18 protein-coding genes and 1 pseudogene are annotated in these 18,349 nt (G+C 57.0%); 11 read left to right on the top strand and 8 right to left on the bottom strand.

From position 1 onward, the window contains the following. Positions 1-3: 3 nt before the first annotated feature. From gsiB to gsiD, 3 genes are read left to right on the top strand one after another with little or no spacing between them, the layout of a single operon-like run. Entirely contained in the window at positions 4-1,542 is a 1,539-nt protein-coding gene (gene gsiB, locus IM317_RS17395) for a glutathione ABC transporter substrate-binding protein GsiB (protein WP_033145024.1), read from the top strand. Positions 1,543-1,547: 5 nt separating this feature from the next. Then, on the top strand, positions 1,548-2,468 hold the full coding sequence (gene gsiC, locus IM317_RS17390; RefSeq protein ID WP_023310911.1) for a glutathione ABC transporter permease GsiC: 921 nt from the start codon (positions 1,548-1,550) through the stop codon (positions 2,466-2,468). 1 nt (position 2,469) lies between these two features. Next, entirely contained in the window at positions 2,470-3,381 is a 912-nt protein-coding gene (gene gsiD, locus IM317_RS17385) for a glutathione ABC transporter permease GsiD (RefSeq protein WP_024908682.1), read from the top strand. Between the two features lie 63 nt (positions 3,382-3,444). Here the strand turns inward: gsiD and rimO are convergent, their stop codons facing one another. Next, positions 3,445-4,770: a 30S ribosomal protein S12 methylthiotransferase RimO gene (rimO, locus tag IM317_RS17380; RefSeq protein WP_033145025.1), complete on the bottom strand. Its 1,326-nt coding sequence runs from the start codon at positions 4,768-4,770 to the stop codon at positions 3,445-3,447. A gap of 265 nt (positions 4,771-5,035) precedes the next feature. Here rimO and IM317_RS17375 point away from each other — a divergent pair, with 265 nt between their 5' ends. From IM317_RS17375 to IM317_RS17355, 5 genes and pseudogenes are all read left to right on the top strand, one after another. Beyond that, the gene (locus IM317_RS17375; RefSeq protein ID WP_033145026.1) at positions 5,036-6,535 is read left to right on the top strand and encodes an S-type pyocin domain-containing protein; all 1,500 of its coding nucleotides are present in this window, start codon (positions 5,036-5,038) and stop codon (positions 6,533-6,535) included. Next, the gene (locus IM317_RS17370) at positions 6,532-6,789 is read left to right on the top strand and encodes a hypothetical protein (protein WP_126802266.1); all 258 of its coding nucleotides are present in this window, start codon (positions 6,532-6,534) and stop codon (positions 6,787-6,789) included. Before IM317_RS17375 ends, IM317_RS17370 begins: the two co-directional genes overlap by 4 nt. Beyond that, positions 6,783-7,038, top strand: a pseudogene (locus tag IM317_RS17365) (bacteriocin immunity protein). The gene IM317_RS17370 and the pseudogene IM317_RS17365 overlap by 7 nt, the downstream one beginning before the upstream one ends. Before the next feature lie 391 nt (positions 7,039-7,429). Further along, positions 7,430-7,813, top strand: coding sequence for a biofilm formation regulator BssR (bssR, locus tag IM317_RS17360; protein ID WP_023310914.1), 384 nt, complete (start codon positions 7,430-7,432; stop codon positions 7,811-7,813). Between the two features lie 106 nt (positions 7,814-7,919). After that, positions 7,920-9,038, top strand: a complete 1,119-nt coding sequence (locus IM317_RS17355) for a PQQ-dependent sugar dehydrogenase (RefSeq protein ID WP_033145028.1) — start codon at positions 7,920-7,922, stop codon at positions 9,036-9,038. On the opposite strand, the gene IM317_RS17350 is transcribed toward IM317_RS17355, so the two are convergent. Beyond that, complete coding sequence (locus tag IM317_RS17350; RefSeq protein ID WP_033145029.1) at positions 9,039-9,665, bottom strand: glutathione S-transferase family protein; 627 nt, start codon at positions 9,663-9,665, stop codon at positions 9,039-9,041. A gap of 240 nt (positions 9,666-9,905) precedes the next feature. Between IM317_RS17350 and dacC the strand changes: the two genes are divergently transcribed. Further along, positions 9,906-11,111: a serine-type D-Ala-D-Ala carboxypeptidase gene (gene dacC, locus IM317_RS17345; RefSeq protein WP_032661393.1), complete on the top strand. Its 1,206-nt coding sequence runs from the start codon at positions 9,906-9,908 to the stop codon at positions 11,109-11,111. 96 nt (positions 11,112-11,207) lie between these two features. On the opposite strand, the gene deoR is transcribed toward dacC, so the two are convergent. From deoR to IM317_RS17330, 3 genes are all read right to left on the bottom strand, one after another. Further along, positions 11,208-11,966 carry a DNA-binding transcriptional repressor DeoR gene (deoR, locus tag IM317_RS17340; RefSeq protein ID WP_033145030.1) on the bottom strand — a complete coding sequence of 253 codons (759 nt, stop codon included), beginning with the start codon at positions 11,964-11,966 and terminating at the stop codon, positions 11,208-11,210. Between the two features lie 67 nt (positions 11,967-12,033). Next, a complete protein-coding gene (gene ybjG, locus IM317_RS17335) occupies positions 12,034-12,642 on the bottom strand; it encodes an undecaprenyl-diphosphate phosphatase (protein WP_033145031.1) in 609 nt (202 codons plus the stop codon). 7 nt (positions 12,643-12,649) lie between these two features. Then, positions 12,650-13,378 (bottom strand): phosphatase PAP2 family protein, encoded by a 729-nt coding sequence (locus IM317_RS17330; RefSeq protein ID WP_033145032.1) that lies wholly within the window; start codon positions 13,376-13,378, stop codon positions 12,650-12,652. Positions 13,379-13,546: 168 nt separating this feature from the next. Between IM317_RS17330 and IM317_RS17325 the strand changes: the two genes are divergently transcribed. Next, positions 13,547-14,779, top strand: coding sequence for an MFS transporter (locus tag IM317_RS17325; protein WP_029739435.1), 1,233 nt, complete (start codon positions 13,547-13,549; stop codon positions 14,777-14,779). A 67-nt stretch (positions 14,780-14,846) separates the two neighbouring features. On the opposite strand, the gene IM317_RS17320 is transcribed toward IM317_RS17325, so the two are convergent. Next, positions 14,847-15,659 (bottom strand): Cof-type HAD-IIB family hydrolase, encoded by an 813-nt coding sequence (locus IM317_RS17320; RefSeq protein WP_033145033.1) that lies wholly within the window; start codon positions 15,657-15,659, stop codon positions 14,847-14,849. Next, positions 15,649-16,863: an MFS transporter gene (locus tag IM317_RS17315; protein WP_033145034.1), complete on the bottom strand. Its 1,215-nt coding sequence runs from the start codon at positions 16,861-16,863 to the stop codon at positions 15,649-15,651. The genes IM317_RS17320 and IM317_RS17315 overlap by 11 nt, the downstream gene beginning before the upstream one ends. An 81-nt stretch (positions 16,864-16,944) precedes the next feature. Here IM317_RS17315 and IM317_RS17310 point away from each other — a divergent pair, with 81 nt between their 5' ends. After that, complete coding sequence (locus tag IM317_RS17310) at positions 16,945-17,496, top strand: TetR/AcrR family transcriptional regulator (RefSeq protein WP_033145035.1); 552 nt, start codon at positions 16,945-16,947, stop codon at positions 17,494-17,496. On the opposite strand, the gene IM317_RS17305 is transcribed toward IM317_RS17310, so the two are convergent. Beyond that, on the bottom strand, positions 17,493-18,263 hold the full coding sequence (locus IM317_RS17305) for an SDR family NAD(P)-dependent oxidoreductase (protein WP_033145036.1): 771 nt from the start codon (positions 18,261-18,263) through the stop codon (positions 17,493-17,495). The genes IM317_RS17310 and IM317_RS17305 overlap by 4 nt on opposite strands. Positions 18,264-18,349: the final 86 nt, after the last annotated feature.

Raw genomic sequence — 18,349 nt, 5'->3', positions numbered from 1 at the left:
ACAATGGTTACATTTGTAGCGCGTAGATGGTTGTTAGCCGCGAGCGTGACGGCAGCCCTGGCCGCTGCCCCCGCGTTCGCTGCCAAAGATGTGGTGGTCGCCGTCGGCTCCAATTTCACCACGCTCGATCCGTATGACGCCAACGACACGCTCTCTCAGGCGGTGGCGAAATCGTTCTATCAGGGCCTGTTTGGCCTCGATAAAGAGATGAAGCTCAAAAACGTGCTGGCGGAGGGGTACACCGTGTCCGACGACGGGCTGGTGTATACCATCAAGCTCAGGACCGGCGTGAAGTTCCAGGACGGGACAGACTTCAATGCGGAGGCGGTGAAGGTTAACCTGGACCGCGCCAGCAATCCGGAAAATAGCCTCAAGCGCTATAACCTGTATAAAAATATCGCCAGCACCGAGGTGGTCGACCCGGCGACGGTCAAAATCACCCTGAAAGAGCCGTTCTCCGCGTTTATCAATATCCTGGCGCATCCGGCAACGGCGATGATTTCCCCTGCCGCGCTGAAAAAATACGGCAAGGAGATCGGCTTCCACCCTGTTGGCACCGGCCCTTACGAACTGCTCACCTGGAACCAGACCGATTTTGTGAAGGTGAAGAAATTCGCGGGATACTGGCAGCAGGGGCTGCCGAAGCTCGACACCATCACCTGGCGCCCGGTGGTGGACAACAACACCCGCGCGGCGATGCTACAAACCGGCGAGGCGCAGTTTGCCTTCCCGATCCCCTATGAGCAGGCCGCCATTTTGCAGAAAAACAGCAAGCTGGAGCTGGTCGCCAGCCCGTCAATCATGCAGCGCTACATCAGCATGAATGTCACGCAAAAGCCGTTCGATAACCCGAAGGTGCGTGAAGCCATCAACTACGCCATTAACCGTCAGGCGCTGGTGAAGGTCGCCTTTGCCGGCTATGCCACTCCGGCCACCGGCGTGCTGCCGCCGGCGATCGCCTATGCGCAAAGCTATCAGCCGTGGCCGTACGATCCGGCTAAAGCGCGCGAGCTGCTGAAAGAGGCGGGCTTCCCGAACGGTTTCAGCACCACGCTGTGGTCCTCGCATAATCACAGTACCGCCCAGAAGGTGCTGCAGTTTACCCAGCAGCAGCTGGCGCAGGTGGGGATCAAGGTACAGGTCACCGCAATGGATGCCGGACAGCGTGCGGCAGAAGTGGAGGGGAAAGGGCAGAAAGAGAGCGGCGTGCGGATGTTCTACACCGGCTGGACGGCGTCGACCGGTGAGGCCGACTGGGCGCTGTCGCCGCTGTTTGCCTCGCAGAACTGGCCGCCAACCCTGTTCAACACCGCCTTTTACAGCAACCCGCAGGTGGACAAAGACCTGGCCGATGCCCTGAAAACCACCAAACCGGAAGAGAAGGCGCGTCTCTATAAAGACGCGCAGGATATTATCTGGAAAGAGTCACCGTGGGTGCCGCTGGTGGTGGAGAAACTGGTGTCAGCCCATAACAAAGCGTTGACCGGGTTCTACATCATGCCGGACACGGGCTTTAGCTTTGACGATGCGGATTTAAAATAAACCTCATGCTGAATTATGTTTGTAAACGCCTGCTGGGGCTTATTCCGACGCTGCTGATTGTGGCGGTCCTGGTGTTTTTGTTTGTCCATATGCTGCCGGGCGATCCGGCGCGTCTGGTCGCCGGGCCTGAGGCGGATGCCACCGTTATTGACCTGGTGCGTAAGCAGCTTGGCCTCGACCAGCCGCTGTATATGCAGTTCATCCATTACATTTGCAACGTTCTGCAGGGCGATTTTGGTATCTCGATGGTGTCGCGCCGTCCGGTGTCGGAGGAGATTGCCAGCCGCTTTATGCCGACGTTCTGGTTAACGATAGCCAGCATGAGCTGGGCGGTCGTGTTTGGGCTTGGCGCCGGGATTATCGCGGCCGTCTGGCGCAACCGCTGGCCGGACAAGCTTGGCATGGCGCTGGCGGTGACCGGCATCTCCTTCCCGGCGTTCGCGCTGGGGATGCTGCTGATGCAGATCTTCTCCGTCGAACTGGGCTGGCTGCCGACCGTCGGGGCCGATACCTGGAAGCATTACATCCTGCCTTCCATGACGCTGGGCGCTGCCGTGTCGGCGGTGATGGCCCGCTTTACCCGCGCCTCGTTCGTTGACGTGCTGAGCGAAGATTATATTCGCACCGCGCGGGCGAAAGGGGTCAGCGAGAAGTGGGTCATTCTCAAGCACGGATTCCGCAATGCGATGATCCCGGTAGTGACGATGATGGGGCTGCAGTTTGGCTTCCTGCTCGGCGGCTCGATCGTCGTGGAAAAGGTCTTCAACTGGCCGGGGCTGGGACGCCTGCTGGTCGATTCCGTCGAGATGCGCGACTACCCGGTGATTCAGGCGGAAGTCCTGCTTTTCTCGCTGGAGTTTATTCTTATCAACTTAGTGGTGGACGTGCTCTACGCCGCCATTAACCCGGCCATCAGGTACAAGTAAGATGCGATTGTTGAACTGGCGACGTCAGGCCGTTTTAAACGCGATGCCGGGGCTAAAACCGGACCACGTCCGCACCCCGTGGTCTGAATTCTGGCGGCGTTTCCGCCGTCAGCCGGTCGCGATGACCGCGGGGCTGTTTGTGCTGCTGCTGATTGCGGTGGCGGTGATTGCGCCGTGGGTGGCGCCGTTTGATGCGGAAAACTATTTTGACTACGACCGTCTGAACGACGGACCGTCGATGCTGCACTGGTTCGGCGTGGACTCCCTCGGGCGCGATATCTTTAGCCGCGTGCTGGTGGGGGCGCAGATCTCGCTTGCCGCCGGGGTGTTCGCGGTGCTGATTGGCGCGGCCATCGGTACCGTGCTGGGCCTCGTTGCCGGGTATTACGAAGGCTGGTGGGACCGCATCATCATGCGCATCTGCGACGTGCTGTTTGCTTTTCCCGGCATTCTGCTGGCGATTGCCGTGGTGGCGATCATGGGCAGCGGCATGGCGAACGTCATCATTGCGGTCGCGGTCTTTTCGATTCCGGCGTTCGCGCGGCTGGTGCGCGGCAACACGCTGGTGCTGAAACAGCAGACCTTTATCGAGTCCGCCCGCAGCATGGGGGCCAGCGATGCCACGATCCTGTTCAGCCATATTTTGCCGGGTACGGTGTCGTCCATCGTGGTCTATTTCACCATGCGTATCGGCGTGTCGATTATCTCGGCGGCGAGCCTGTCGTTTCTGGGGTTAGGGGCGCAGCCACCGACGCCGGAGTGGGGCGCGATGCTGAACGAGGCGAGGGCGGATATGGTGATTGCGCCACATGTGGCAATCTTCCCGAGTCTGGCGATTTTCCTGACCGTGCTGGCGTTTAATCTGCTGGGGGACGGGCTGCGCGACGCGCTGGATCCGAGGATTAAGGGATAGGGCAGTGAAATGTGCCGGGTGGCGGCGACGCCTTACCCGGCCTACAACAGAGGAGTGGGAATATTAAACCCGGCTACCCCACAGGTCATACTCGTCCGCATTTTCAACCTTCACGCGAATAATATCACCCGGCTTAACGCTGGTTTCGCCGTTCAGGTACACCGCGCCGTCGATCTCAGGGGCGTCCGCCATGCTGCGGCCAATCGCGCCTTCTTCGTCCACTTCGTCAACGATGACCATGATCTCGCGGCCCACTTTTTCCTGCAGACGCTCGGCAGAGATCTGCTGCTGCAGCTGCATGAAGCGGTTCCAGCGCTCTTCTTTCACCTCTTCCGGCACCTGGTCCGCCAGCTCGTTGGCGGTAGCGCCTTCAACCGGGCTGTACTTGAAGCAGCCTACGCGGTCCAGACGGGCTTCTTTCAGGAAGTCGAGCAGCATCTGGAAGTCTTCTTCGGTTTCACCCGGGAAGCCGACGATGAAGGTGGATCGCAGGGTCAGATCCAGGCAGATCTCGCGCCACTGCTTGATGCGCGCCAGCTGGCGATCAACGGATCCAGGACGCTTCATCAGCTTCAGGATGCGCGGGCTGGCGTGCTGCAGCGGGATATCCAGGTACGGCAGAATTTTGCCTTCCGCCATCAGCGGGATCACGTCGTCAACGTGCGGATACGGATAGACGTAGTGCAGACGCGTCCAGATACCGAGTTTAGACAGCTGTTCGCACAGGCCTACCATGCTGGTTTTCACCGGCTCGCCGTTGTGGAAACCGGAGCGGTGTTTAACGTCCACGCCGTAAGCCGAGGTGTCCTGGGAGATGACCAGCAGCTCCTTCACGCCCGCGTCGGCCAGACGTTTAGCTTCCGCCAGCACTTCGCCAATCGGACGGCTCACCAGATCGCCACGCATGGACGGGATGATGCAGAAGGTGCAGCGATGGTTGCAGCCTTCGGAAATTTTTAAGTAAGCGTAGTGGCGCGGCGTCAGCTTCACGCCCTGCTCTGGCACCAGGCTCAGGAACGGGTTGTGCTTTGGTTTTGGCACGTAGTGATGAACATGTTCCAGCACCTGCTCGTAGCTGTGCGGGCCGGTGATCTCCAGCACCTTCGGGTGCACTTCGCGGATCTGGTCTTCTTTCGCGCCCAGACAGCCGGTAACAATCACTTTGCCGTTTTCCGTCAGGGCTTCACCGATGGCTTCCAGTGATTCCTGAACCGCGCTGTCGATAAACCCGCAGGTGTTCACGATCACCATATCGGCGTTGTCGTAGCTTGGCACCACGTCATAGCCCTCGGTGCGCAGTTCGGTCAGGATGCGTTCGGAATCCACGAGGTTTTTCGGGCAGCCCAGGGAGACGAAGCCGATTTTCGGCTGGTGCGTAACATTGCTCATAGGTTAAAAATTGTTCGATTTTTGGAATGGTCAGGGCAGGGATTCTACAGAGTTTGGGGGGAAATTTGTACTGAAGAATTGTGCTCGCGGCAGGTTTTCGGTGCCAACCGATTCTTCTGATTAAGAAACGATGTTTTGATTAGAACTAATGCCTATTTTATGTCTGGTTATTGCTTGTAAAATGGCCTAGTGGATTATTTTTATAACAAGTAGAGGGACTTATGCAACAGTACAAAAGAGAATTTTCTGAACTAAGGCGGTCACTATGGCATCTGTAAACAGAGGCTGTATTGTTCACGGTAAAAATGTTGGGCTAGACGGGGATAAAACCTCTACAGGCTCACGATGCATAGCCGCACGCCCTGGTATGTCTGTCATGGGAAAGTGGAAACTCTATATCGGCGATAAGACCACACCTTGCCCGAAATGTGGGAAAATCGGAGTCATTGTTAGTGGAGATCACCGACAAACGAACGGCGAAGCGGTCGCCGTTGATGGTTCAATCATCCATTGTGACTGTCCAAGTGGATCGAACTTCCTGATCGCCCCTGGCACTGTGGAGATCAGCGATCCGTTCGGTATGTCAGAACCTCCAGTAAACAATGCTGTTGCCGTTACTGCCCTTAGTGCTCTACCCGTTTTTGCAAAATCATGTTTGCGAGGTGAAGGCTGCACTGACGCAGGAACTGATCAGGAATCTGTTGATAATTTCGGTCATGTTGGCTACTACCGAGCACTTCCTCAACCGGAACAAACAGAATCGGAACCCGTCCAACACGCGCAGGCTGCAAAGAAACTCAAACCAGCCGAACCGACTCCACCACCAGAAGATAACCGCCCGTGGTATAAGCGCCTTTACAGTTCCTCGGATGCCCCGAAAGCGGCTGCGAGCGCAGGGATCGCCACTGATGCAGCAACTGAGGCCGGATACGCAGCAGTGCAAAAAATCGGAGGAAATCTTTCAACGGCTGGTCGCTGGATAGCCCCGAGTCCTCCAACCGTTTTTCTATTTGGCATGTTCTACTCGCCAAAGCTCAACAGTGGCGAACAGGACTACATTGATAAAATGCGCCTTGAGCAGGCCGCACGGAATAAAGAAGATGTTCTGACCCGTGTTCGCTTTCGCTGGGAAGCTGACCAGTTCGGCACCATGAGGCCGAAAGGCTTCCACGTCAGCGCCAGAGGTGGACAGGACAAAGTGCCTGTGCGCATGCTTCAGAAGAACACCACCACCGGGAACTATGAGTTCTGGGAGGATGGCGCAGATAAGCCGACAATCGTTTGGACTCCTGACGATCCGGGATATTCTTCCCCGACCAACACTGGCAACCAGAACAATGTCTATATTCCTCCGAATGTACTGGTTTACCCGGAAAGTGAAATCAACAGCCCGTGGTCAACAGTTAACCCAGCACCGGGAGAACGTTCATTCCGGGATTATATTCTGGTGCATCCAGCAGGGACCTTTGATCCGATTTACGTCTATCTGAATGCGGATCACAAATACCACACAGCACCAAAAGGGACCCCACCATTACCAGCATTCCCTGATGCGAAAAGAGCACCACGTAAGACAGCTATTCAAGGTGGCGGACAACTTCGGGCAAGATGGAAAGATGCCAAAGGTAAAATTTATGAATGGGACTCTCAACATGGCACAGTCGAAGTTTATGATCGTTCGGGCCGCAACCATTTAGGCGAGTTCAATCACATAACAGGTGAGCAAACCAAGCCAGCAGATCCAACCAGAAAGGTAGAAAAGTGATGATAATTTATTCTGTGGAAGTTTTTGATAAACAAAGCGAAGAGTTGGTTTTAGAGGTTGAGATCCCTAAGAGCAAACTGAAAGGAGTTGCTGCTGTCATGGGGTGGGGGCCGGATGACGAAGATGCATTTGTCAAAGGCATCGCAGGGTTCAATGTTAGCCAAAAACAGGCATTGGATTTAGAAAATTTACTCGGCGAAAAATTCTATTCGGAAGACGTTATCGTGCAAATCGCTGGCGGGGAAACATCTTGAAGCGGTCATTCAGTGACTACACAGAAAACGAGTTCCTGGAGTTCGTCCGTAAATTCTTTAACGTTGCGGACATTTCAGAAAGTGAAGATATAAAAACATACTGGAGTTTAAGCACCTGACCGAGCACCCTGACGGGTCTGACCTTATCTACTACCCCCGAGATGACCGTGAAGATAGTCCTGAAGGGGGGGTAAAGAGGTTAAAGCATGGCGTAAAGCCAACGGTAAACCCGGCTTTCGTGAAGAATGAATTTGCGGGAGACAGCATTAAATATTGATTCAAGCGCCGGGTTTTTATCCCGGCTTTTTTTCGCCTAAGCCAGTCATACTGGGGATTAGAAAAAAAGCAGCAATGTATTATTTTAGACTTTCGGGCAGCCCAGGGAGACGAAGCCGATTTTAGGCTGGTGCGTAACATTGCTCATAGGTTAAAAATTCATCAATTATGGAGTTATCAGGGCGGGATTTTACAGCGTATCGCGGGGGATTTATACACTCTTTGCAAGGCGGATGCGCCGGGCAGACGTTGTAACATTGTAAATAATGTTAATCAGTTAATAAAAATTGATCCCAGGCATTAAACTGTACAAAAAATGTACTTATCCTGATTATGCACAATGGCTGACAGAGGAGGAAAGAGCATGACCGTTGACAGACTAAAACGCGATCTGCTTAACAAGCTGATCAACGCCCGAATCGACCTGGCCGCGTACCTGCAGTTGAGGAAGGCAAAAGGGTATATGTCAGTCAGCGAAAGCGAACATCTGCGTGATAACCTGTTTGAACTTTGCAATTTCATGCGTGAAAAAGCACCGACCCTGAAGGCGAAATACGGCGAAAGTGAGCTGATCGCCCTGCGCCGCGCCGCTGAGGTACTTTCCATCGCTGGGGTATGTTTGATGAACGGACGCCACGACTGCCCGAATTTTATCGCTGTTAACGCGGAGAAGCTTGAAAACTGCCTGACCACGCTCTCTCTATGCATCATGTGCCTGAACGAGCACGAGAAGCTTGAACAGCACTGACCCAGGGGGAGGCAACTCCCCCTTCTGATTAAGCTTTTGTAAAAGTGGTAACGCGCCCGGATGCAGTGGCTAACCTTTATGCCATATGCCGATAAAGGAGCGTGTTATGCCTCGATCCTCGCTAATTTCCCTGCCTGCGCTGTTCATTCCGTTTTCGCTTCTTGCGGCCCCAGAGGCAGTCAAGGTCGAGGTGCTGCAAAACAAACTCGATCATCCCTGGTCTCTGGCGTTTCTGCCGGACAATAAAGGCCTGCTGGTAACCCTGAAGGGCGGTCAGCTCAAACGCTGGCAGGCCGGAAAAGGGCTGTCCGATCCGATTGTCGGCGTGCCGAAGGTCTGGGCAAACGGTCAGGGAGGATTGCTGGACGTGGTCCTCGACCCGGATTTTGAAAAATCACGCCGCATCTGGCTGAGCTTCGCCGAAGCCGGGAGTGACGGCAAGGCCGGAACGGCGGTGGGCTATGGCCGGCTGAGCGACGATCTGACGCGCATTGAAGCCTTCCAGGTGGTGTTCCGCCAGATGCCGAAACTCTCCACCGGTAACCATTTTGGTGGGCGACTGGTATTCGACGGCAAAGGCTCGCTCTTTATCGGACTCGGCGAGAATAACCAGCGTCCGACGGCGCAGGATCTGGATAAATTGCAGGGTAAAGTGGTGCGCCTCACCGAAGACGGAAAAGTGCCGCCGGATAACCCGTTTGTGAATACCCCCGGCGCGCGACCCGAAATCTGGTCTTACGGCATTCGCAACCCGCAGGGGATGGCGATGAATCCCTGGAGCGACGCGCTGTGGCTGAACGAGCACGGTCCGCGCGGCGGGGATGAGATCAACATCCCGGAGAAAGGAAAGAACTACGGCTGGCCGCTGGCGACGCACGGCATTAACTACAGCGGTCTGAAAATTCCGGAAGCCAAAGGCGAGCACGTTGAGGGAACCGAAAAACCGCTGTTCGTCTGGAAAGTGTCGCCTGCCGTGAGCGGTATGGCGTTTTACAACAGCGACGTCTTCCCGCAGTGGAAAAACAAGCTGTTTATCGGCGCGCTGAAGGAAAAGGACGTTATCGTGCTGAGCGTGGACGGCAATAAGGTGACGGAGGACGGGCGAATTCTGGGCGATCGGGATAAACGTATTCGTGATGTGCGGGTGGGGCCGGACGGCTATTTATATGTGCTGACCGACGAGACGGACGGGCAGCTGTTAAAAGTCAGCCCGTCCGGTGCGTAATCAGGTGACCGGGATCATTACCACGTTGCGGTACGCCGGGCGATCGCTTAGCTGTTTTAGCCAGCGCTCAAGGTGAGGGCGCGGCGTCCACTTCAGGCCGAGGTTGGTCAGGTTCCAGACGAACGGCGCCACGGCAATATCGCCCACGCCGAACGCCTCACCGGAGAACCAGGCGTGCTTCGCCAGTTCGTCATCCATCATCGCAAACAGGTTTTCACACGCATCCTGAGCGGCATGAATGGCAGGGTAGTCGCGCTCGGCTTCAGGGGTTCTGACTAACCCCATCAGGATCACGCGGTGGGTTGGCGATAGCGTCTGGTTCGCCCAGTCCATCCACTTTTCACCCTGGGCGCGACGGGCCGGGCTTTCAACCCACAGGCGGCCCTGACCGTACTGGGCGGCGAGGTAACGGACAATGGTGTTGGATTCCCAAAGCGTCGCGTCGGTTTCATCATCGCGCAGCAGCGGCACCAGGCCGTTCGGGTTCATCGCCAGATAGTCGGCCTCTTTGTTCACGCCGAACCACATGCCGGCCATGATTTGATTGAACGGTAAATCCAGCTCCTCGAGCGTCCAGAGCACTTTCTTAACGTTGGTCGAGTTGTTCCTGCCCCAAAGCGTAATCATATTTACTCCTGATGAGTTGTGAATCCGGGTCAGCTTTCGCCATGGTGAGATAAACCTAACAATTACGCAACAGAAGACAAAAAAATCGTCTGAATCAAAGCGTATCTGAATGTTATTGCATAAACTTTAATAACTTTACCCTCGTTGGGTTTCTTTAACCGTTTTAGTGCGCTATTACTCATCGCTTCTTGCGACACGGTGATGTGACGTAATTTTTGAATGGACACTCGGGTGGCATTTATGACGCGTAAAATGACTTCTCTGCGCAGCCTTGCGACAGGCTCTGCGCTCCTTTTCCTTTTTGCACCAACGCTCTACGCAGCTGAACAGGCTGCGCCCGAAGCGCCGCCTGTGGATGCGCGCGCCTGGATCCTGATGGACTACTCCAGCGGTAAAGTGCTGGCGGAAGGCAACGCGGATGAGAAACTCGATCCGGCAAGCCTGACCAAAATCATGACCAGCTATGTGGTCGGCCAGGCGTTGAAAGCGGGCAAGATCAAGCTGGACGATATGGTCACCATCGGGAAAGATGCCTGGGCGACCGGCAACCCGGCGCTGCGGGGCTCTTCGGTGATGTTCCTGAAGCCGGGGGATCAGGTTTCCGTTTCCGATCTGAACAAAGGGGTAATTATTCAGTCGGGAAATGATGCGTGCATCGCTCTGGCCGATTACGTTGCCGGCAGCCAGGATTCTTTCATTGGCTTGATGAATGGCTACGCGCAGAAACTGGGCTTAACCAACACCACGTTCAAAACGGTTCACGGTCTGGATTCGCCGGGACAGTTCAGTACCGCGCGCGACATGGCGCTGCTGGGGAAAGCGCTGATCCACGACGTGCCGGATGAATACGCCATCCATAAAGAGAAAGAGTTTACCTTCAATAAAATCCGCCAGCCGAACCGCAACCGCCTGCTGTGGAGCAGCAACGTTAACGTGGACGGAATGAAAACCGGCACTACGGCGGGCGCGGGCTATAACCTGGTGGCCTCCGCGACCCAGGGCGACATGCGCCTGATTTCGGTGGTGCTGGGCACCAAAACCGACCGTATTCGCTTTAATGAGTCAGAAAAACTGCTGACCTGGGGCTTCCGCTTCTATGAAACCGTGACGCCGATTAAACCGGATGCCACGTTCGTCAGCCAGCGCGTCTGGTTTGGCGACAAGAGTGAAGTTAATCTCGGGGCGGGTGAAGGCGGCTCGGTGACCATTCCGCGCGGTCAGCTGAAAAACCTGAAGGCCAGCTATACCCTGACCGACCCGCAGCTTACGGCTCCGCTGAAAAAAGGCCAGGTGGTCGGGACGATTGATTTCCAGCTAAACGGTAAGTCGATTGAACAGCGTCCGCTGATTGTAATGGAGGCGGTGGAAGAGGGCGGCTTCTTCAGCCGGATGTGGGATTTCGTGATGATGAAATTCCACGGGTGGTTTGGCAGCTGGTTTAGCTAAGTTTTTTGCCGGGTGACGCTGCGCTTACCCGGCCTACGTTTTTTCTCCCTCTCCCTGTGGGAGAGGGCCGGGGTGAGGGCATCAGACCGCACCCCCTTAATACATTAACTTCACCTGCTGCGCCTTCGCGTGGGCCACGATCTCGTCGTCCGGGCGGCAGTCGCTGACGATGGCATCGAACTGCGCCAGCTCGCCCATTCTTGCCGAACGCACCTTGCCAAACTTGCTGTGATCGACCACCAGCACATGGTACTGCGCCGCGCTTAACGCCCAGTGCTTCACCGGTAATTCTTCCAGGTTAAAGCAGGTCGCACCCTGACGCACGTTGATGCCTGCGGCGGAATAAAACGCGATATCCGGGCAGAGATTGCTGAGCGTGTCCTGCAGGTTGAGCGGCTTAAAGATGGCGTTGCTGGCGTGAAACTCGCCGCCGCAGAGGATCACCCGGCACTCCGGTTTCTCCTGAAGCGCCAGAAAGGTGTTCAGGGAGTAGCACACGGCGGTAAAAGGGATGCTGTTGTCGATGGCTTCGATAATCCACGGTGTGGTGGTTCCGCAGTCAAAAAACAGCGTCTGGTGCGGCTGTACCAGTGAGGCCGCAAGCCGGGCGGCTTTGCGCTTCTCTTCCACCAGGCGCGTCTTCTGGTCGCTGATCAGATAATGGCTGGCGCTACGCGGCTCAAGCACAATATACCCGCCGAGCAGCACGACGGGCGCGCTTTCGCTGTTCAGATCCCGACGAATGGTCATCTCTGAGACGCCGAGGAGGTTGGCGGCTTCCTTAAGATGCAGCTTATCGCTGCGCTTCAGCGCCTGTAGCAGCTGAGCAATGCGGTCATCGCGACGTGTTTCCATAGTTCCTCGGGATAAAAAAGTGAACCCCCGCAGGGCGGGGGCTCAAGTGTAACCTGTCAGGTTGGGGTTAGTCACGTATCCAGCCTTTGCGGATCGGGATAGCGAAAATGGCGCGGTAGAGCGAAGACAGCGTGCGGTAAAGCGCTTCGCCAAAGAGGCTCCACAGGATAGCCGCGCTCACGCAGCCAATCAGCCCCACCAGGAAACCGCCCACCATATCCAGCGGCCAGTGAACGCCCAGGTAAACGCGAGACCAGGCGATAGCCAGGGCCGCCACCATCAGGACCGCACCGGACCACAGGCGATGCCAGAACAGGAAAGCCAGCGCGAAGGTAAAGATCACCGTTCCGTGATCGCTCGGGAACGAGTCATCCGGCGCGTGGTGCAGGAAGGTATAGCCGACATGATCGACAAAAGGACGATCGTGCGGGAAGGCGTGACCCAGAATGTAGCTCAGCAGTACGCTTACCCCGAGCGCCATCGCGACTTTGATCACCAGCTGGCGCTGCGCCTTCACCTGGCTGCGGGGACCCCACAGCCAGAGAATCGCAGCCAGTGCAGGCACGATGCTGATCAGATCTTTTGCCAGAAAGGTGGCAAAATCGATCGACCACTCAGGCGAGGCTGGCGTGGCGTTGATCAGATAAAACAGCTGATAATTCAGATTCTCTAACATAGCGTTATCACTCTTTAGCAAACCGGATGGAAATAAGTCCGTAGACCACCACCTGGGAAAACCAGACCCACCACCCGGCCCACAGGTTGTGAGAGAAAAAATGCGCCCCGCGCATGACCTGGCCGTAGCCCATCGCCAGACCTAACACCACGCCCAGCGCGACGAAGCACCAGGCGAGACGCGGACGCTCGCGCCAGAAGGCAAAAAACAGCCCCATCACCATAAAGCCGCTGGAGGCATGACCGCCGGGAAAACAGCGCCCCGGACCGCTGTCAGCAGGGACGGCGCTGAACAGGGGATAAGACATAGCCTTACCGCCATATTCCACCAGATCCCACGGGCAGCTGTGATGGCTCACGCTTTTCAGCGCGCCTACCACCAGCGCGCCAACGCCCATCAGCAGCGCCGCCGTCACCAGCCTTGCGTTGCGCTTGTAGGCGCCGTAAAACAGCGCCACGGCACCTAAGCCGATGGCGATGTACTTCGCCAGGCGGTGGTTCAGCAGATCCAGCAGGTGGTCCTTCTGCAGCGGAAAGCTCTGCGTTGCCGCGTCATACCAAAAGCCGGTGATCCATCTGTCGAGCGCTTCACTGCGCGATAGCCACGTAAAGACCACGGCAAGGGCAATCAGTACGAAAAGCTGATAACCATAAAAGCGGGTCGGCAAGCGGTAAAGTCGTTTTGTCTTATTTGTCTGTAAGTTAGACAATTCTGAACGGCTGGAGGTGAGTGCCATAATTTGGGATCGTTGACGAGTAATCGCGCTATCATAAAAGTGTCAACTTAAGGAAACCTTAAACGAAGACGATATGTGCTTTATTTCTGTTTATCCTCAATAAATCACTATCTCGGGCTGCGGCATTTCATTAAACTCGTCGCGATTTTGTCATTATAAAGAGATTGCATGTTAAACCGTTCTTCTTCTGGTTCACGTCTGGGTCGTCAGGCGTTGCTTTTCCCTCTGTGTCTGGTGCTCTACGAATTCTCTACCTATATCGGCAACGATATGATCCAGCCCGGTATGCTGGCCGTTGTGGCGCAGTACAACGCGGGTATTGAGTGGGTGCCGACCTCCATGACCGCCTATCTGGCCGGCGGCATGTTTTTACAGTGGCTGTTAGGCCCGCTGTCGGATCGTATTGGCCGTCGTCCGGTAATGCTGACGGGCGTGGTGTGGTTCATCGTCACCTGTCTCGCCACGCTGCTGGCGCAAAACATTGAACAATTTACCCTGCTGCGCTTCCTGCAGGGGGTGAGCCTGTGCTTTATCGGCGCCGTGGGGTATGCCGCCATTCAGGAGTCGTTTGAAGAGGCGGTGTGTATCAAAATTACCGCGCTGATGGCGAACGTCGCGCTGATCGCTCCCTTACTCGGGCCGCTGGTGGGGGCCGCGTGGGTGCACGTTGCGCCGTGGGAAGGGATGTTTGTGCTCTTTGCGCTTCTCGCCGCCTTCGCGTTCTTTGGCCTGCACCGGGCGATGCCGGAAACTGCCACCCGCATCGGCGAGAAACTCTCGCTGAAAGAGCTGGGTCGGGATTACAAAGAAGTGCTGAAGAATGGCCGCTTTGTGGCGGGCGCGCTGGCGACCGGGTTCGTTAGCCTGCCGCTGCTGGCGTGGATCGCGCAGTCGCCGGTCATTATCATCAGCGGTGAAAAGCTCAGCAGCTACGAGTATGGCCTGCTGCAGGTGCCGATCTTTGGCGCGCTGATTATCGGGAACCTGGTGCTGGCACGCCTGACGTCACGCCGCACCGTGCGTTCACTGATTATCATGGGCGGCTGGCCGATTGCGGCAGGGCTGATTCTGGCTGCGGTGGCGACCGTCGCGTCATCCCACGCCTACCTGTGGATGACGGCGGGGCTCAGCCTCTATGCCTTCGGGATTGGCGTGGCCAACGCCGGGCTGGTGCGCCTGACGCTGTTTGCCAGCGAGATGAGTAAAGGCACGGTGTCAGCGGCGATGGGAATGCTGCAGATGCTGATTTTTACCGTCGGTATTGAAGTGAGCAAGCATGCCTACGCGATGGGCGGCAACGGGCTGTTCAGCCTGTTTAACCTCGCCAACGGCGTGCTGTGGGTTGGACTGATGGTGGTGTTCCTGAAAGACAAACGCGTCGGGAACGCCCTGCAACCATAATCTTTTTTCCCTCTCCCCTTTGGGGAGAGGGCCAGGGTGAGGGGCGAGGGCGCCAGACCGCACGCGGTCAATTAAACGGTGCCTCCCCGTTCAACACCTTCTCAATCACGTTTAAAACGCCTTCATCGTTATTGTGCGGCGCTTCAAAACGCGCCGCCTCTTTGATGTGCGGTCTGGCATTCGCCATCGCAAAGCTGAACCCGGACTGGCGCAGCATCTCCACGTCGTTGCCGCTGTCGCCGAAGGCCACCACTTCGCTGTCGTCTATGCCCCAGCGCTTTTGCAGGATCCGCAGGCCGTTAGCTTTATGCACGCCGGGGATAATCAGATCGATACTGCCGTGACCGGTGGTGACGGGCACCATGATGTCGCTCAGCTTTTCATGCAGCAGCGCCTGAATCCGCGGAATTTCATCGTCAGAGACGTTAAGCCCGAACTTGAAGAAAATATCGTTCAGGTTATCGAAATCGCTGACCATTTCGAGGCGGTGGTAATACTTCGCCGCGATATCCTTAAAGCCCTCGTCATAGCATTTCAGCGTGTACGCGCTGCTTTTCCCGCAGGCGATGATCTCAATGCCCGGAACCTCGTTTAGCACGTTCGCGACGGTCTCGAAATGGGCTTTCGACAGTTCGCCGTTAAAGACATCTTCACCTTCGCTCACGACCCAGCCGCCGTTTTCGGCGACGAACGCAATCTCATGCGCAATCTCCGGGAAAAAGGAGATCAGCTGGTAATACTGGTTGCCGCTGGCGACCACGAAGCGGATTCCTTGCGCCTTCATGCGGGCGTACTGCGCCAGAAAGCGCGGCCGATTATAGGTCTTGGCATCGCTCAGAAAAGTACCATCCATGTCGACGGCGATCAGTTTAACGCTCATATCCCTTCTCCAGTGTCGTTTGATTCGTTTCCGGCTTTGCCACCGCGCGCGCCACCAGCGCGGCGATGATGACCAACCCTAACACCACCAGCATGGCGCTGCGCAGCCCGTAGTGCTCGCCGAGGAAGCCGAGCAGCGGCGGCCCGACCAGGAAGGCGAGATAGCCCGTGGTCGCCACCACGCTGACGCGCGTCGGGGCATCCGGGCCGGTGTCGCTGGCGGCGGAAATGGTCAGCGGGAAGCCAAGTGATGCCCCCAGTCCCCAGAGGATCACGGAAACGCCCGCAATCCAGTCCACGTCCACAAAGATGATCATCGCGATACCCAGGCCGCCGAGCAGGGCGCTGGCGCGCACCACCGCCACGCGGCTATAGCGGTCGATAAACCAGCCGCCGGTGAAGCGCCCGACGGTCATCCCCAGCGTAAACCCGGCGTAAATCAGCGAGCCGGAGGTCGGGCTAAAGCCGTGACCGTCCACCATCAGCAGCGGCAGCCAGTCGTTGGCGGAACCTTCCGCGAACGCCATCGCCAGCACCACCACGCCGATCAGCATCAGCTGGAAGTCGCGGTAGAAGGGCAGCCCTTTTTCAGCCGAGTGCTGTTCGTCAGCGGAGTTTTTACCGGTGCCGTCCGGGATGGCCCGGATGCCGGTCAGGATCGGAATGATGCACACCAGCGCCGCCAGCAGGATATGCAGATTCGCGCTTACGCCGGTGGCCGTCAGCGCCATCCCCACGCCCGCACCGGCCAGCGTGCCGAGGCTGTAAAAACCGTGCATCATCGGCAGCACGGTTTTATTCATCTCACGTTCGACCGCCGCCCCTTCCACGTTGATGGCAACTTCCGCCGAACCGAAGCTGCCGCCAAATACCGTCAGGCCCAGGGCGAACAGCACCGGCGAGGCAAACCACAGCGCCACGCTTAATATGCCCATCCCGAACACGGCAAAGCACATGGTGGTGCGGATCACCGCTCGCGTACCAAAGCGCTTTACCAGCCACGCGGAGCAGAGGATGCCGCTCATGGAGCCTATCGACAGGCCGAACAGCACGATGCCCATCTCGGCGGTAGAAACGGACAAAATATCGCGAATGGCGGGGGTGCGCGTGGCCCAGGAGGCCATCAGCAGGCCGGGAATAAAGAAGAACATAAACAGCGCCCACAGGCGTCGCTGCAGGGCTTTACGGGGAGAGGTCTTCGTCATTGGGGTAGCACCAGAAGTACAACAATAGCGACAACACTAGCAAGTTTGTGTACATTTGTACACAAACCACGTGAGGAATTTATGAGCAGACCACCGAACGATCCGCATCGCCGGGAGAAGATCCTGCAGGCAACGCTCGATACCATTGCCGAGCACGGCATTCACGCCGTCACGCACCGTAAAATCGCCACCTGCGCGGGCGTGCCGCTGGGGTCGATGACCTACTATTTCGACGGCATGGAGCCGCTGCTGGAGGAGGCCTTCACGTGGTTTACCCGGCAGATGTCGCAGCAGTACCGGGATTTCTTCGCCGGCGTCACCGGGCCGGAAATGGCGTGCGAATCCATCACCACCCTGATCCACAGCTCGCAGGTGACCACGCCGCACAACATGGCGCTGATGTATCAGCTCTACGCCTTTATGCACCGCAGCGCGGCGCTCAAAACGGTGATGCAGGACTGGATGAAAATGAGCCAGACCACGCTGGAGCAGTGGTTCGACCCGGTTACCACCCGCGCCCTGGACGCGTTTATCGAAGGGATGACGCTGCACTATGTCACCGACCGGGCGCCGTTAACGCGCGAAGAGATCCGGGCGATGGTGGGGAGAATTGCGGGCGAGGGTGGCCGCTAGGTTGCGCCCGCGGTCATATTGACGGTGGTTCCCGTCATAGCGCCTGCCGCATCTGAGGCCAGAAACGTAATCGTGTCTGCCACCTGTGCCAGCGTCGGCAGGCGACGCGTCAGGGTGCTTTGCGCGGCACCGCTGAGAAACTGCTCAACCGTAATCCCCATCGTCTGCGCCCTGGCGGCGAAAATGGCTCCCACATACGAACCCGCCTGCACCGCGTCTGCTATCGCGTGCGAACGCACGCACAGCACGCGAATATTTTTTGTCCCCAGTTCCGCCGCCAGCGCCCGGGTCAAGGCTTCCGTTCCCGCGCAGCCGACGATATGCCCGAGGTGGCCCGCGATCGTCATGTTCGCGGCAGGCGCGACGACGGTAATAATGACTCCACCATGCTCGCCGCCCATGCGGGGCGACACGGCTTTCGCAATGTTAAAGTAGGCAGCCAGGAAGGGATCAAAACCCTGCCTGAACTCATCAAGCGTTAACGCCTCAAGGCGTTTGCCCTGATCGTGCATAAAGCCCGTGGCGTTGACGACGATATCAATGCGGGCAAGGTCGGGGAGCAGCGAGGACTCCTCGAGCGCATCGAAAACAAACGTGCTGGCAGAACCGCCCGCGGCGCGAATGCTGCTGGCGACCTGCTCCAGCCTGGCGTGGTCGCGTGCGGCGAAGTACACATCCGCCCCTTCACGCGCCAGAGCGTGCGCCACTGAACTGCCGATGACGCCGCTTCCGCCAAAGATAACGGCGGTTTTGTTCTTAAAGCCCATAGCTGCATACCCTCACCAGGATTAACCCTCAGAAGTATGTGCCGGGTTTCGGCTGATGCAACCTGGCAGATGGGTGGGGTATGCGG

It is taken from the genome of Enterobacter cloacae complex sp. S3 (assembly GCF_014930495.1).
GTDB lineage: Bacteria > Pseudomonadota > Gammaproteobacteria > Enterobacterales > Enterobacteriaceae > Enterobacter > Enterobacter asburiae_B.
Note: the sequence above shows the minus strand (reverse complement) of the source record. Positions and strands in the feature narration are given on the sequence as shown.

Bases quoted from the DNA above. Each gene is read 5' to 3' on its own strand.
- gsiB (WP_033145024.1), top strand. From the start codon at position 4: ATGGTTACATTTGTAGCGCGTAGATGGTTGTTAGCCGCGAGCGTGACG.
- gsiC (WP_023310911.1), top strand. From the start codon at position 1,548: ATGCTGAATTATGTTTGTAAACGCCTGCTGGGGCTTATTCCGACGCTG.
- gsiD (WP_024908682.1), top strand. From the start codon at position 2,470: ATGCGATTGTTGAACTGGCGACGTCAGGCCGTTTTAAACGCGATGCCG.
- rimO (WP_033145025.1), bottom strand. From the start codon at position 4,770: ATGAGCAATGTTACGCACCAGCCGAAAATCGGCTTCGTCTCCCTGGGC.
- IM317_RS17375 (WP_033145026.1), top strand. From the start codon at position 5,036: ATGGCATCTGTAAACAGAGGCTGTATTGTTCACGGTAAAAATGTTGGG.
- bssR (WP_023310914.1), top strand. From the start codon at position 7,430: ATGACCGTTGACAGACTAAAACGCGATCTGCTTAACAAGCTGATCAAC.
- IM317_RS17355 (WP_033145028.1), top strand. From the start codon at position 7,920: ATGCCTCGATCCTCGCTAATTTCCCTGCCTGCGCTGTTCATTCCGTTT.
- IM317_RS17350 (WP_033145029.1), bottom strand. From the start codon at position 9,665: ATGATTACGCTTTGGGGCAGGAACAACTCGACCAACGTTAAGAAAGTG.
- dacC (WP_032661393.1), top strand. From the start codon at position 9,906: ATGACGCGTAAAATGACTTCTCTGCGCAGCCTTGCGACAGGCTCTGCG.
- deoR (WP_033145030.1), bottom strand. From the start codon at position 11,966: ATGGAAACACGTCGCGATGACCGCATTGCTCAGCTGCTACAGGCGCTG.
- ybjG (WP_033145031.1), bottom strand. From the start codon at position 12,642: ATGTTAGAGAATCTGAATTATCAGCTGTTTTATCTGATCAACGCCACG.
- IM317_RS17330 (WP_033145032.1), bottom strand. From the start codon at position 13,378: ATGGCACTCACCTCCAGCCGTTCAGAATTGTCTAACTTACAGACAAAT.
- IM317_RS17325 (WP_029739435.1), top strand. From the start codon at position 13,547: ATGTTAAACCGTTCTTCTTCTGGTTCACGTCTGGGTCGTCAGGCGTTG.
- IM317_RS17320 (WP_033145033.1), bottom strand. From the start codon at position 15,659: ATGAGCGTTAAACTGATCGCCGTCGACATGGATGGTACTTTTCTGAGC.
- IM317_RS17315 (WP_033145034.1), bottom strand. From the start codon at position 16,863: ATGACGAAGACCTCTCCCCGTAAAGCCCTGCAGCGACGCCTGTGGGCG.
- IM317_RS17310 (WP_033145035.1), top strand. From the start codon at position 16,945: ATGAGCAGACCACCGAACGATCCGCATCGCCGGGAGAAGATCCTGCAG.
- IM317_RS17305 (WP_033145036.1), bottom strand. From the start codon at position 18,263: ATGGGCTTTAAGAACAAAACCGCCGTTATCTTTGGCGGAAGCGGCGTC.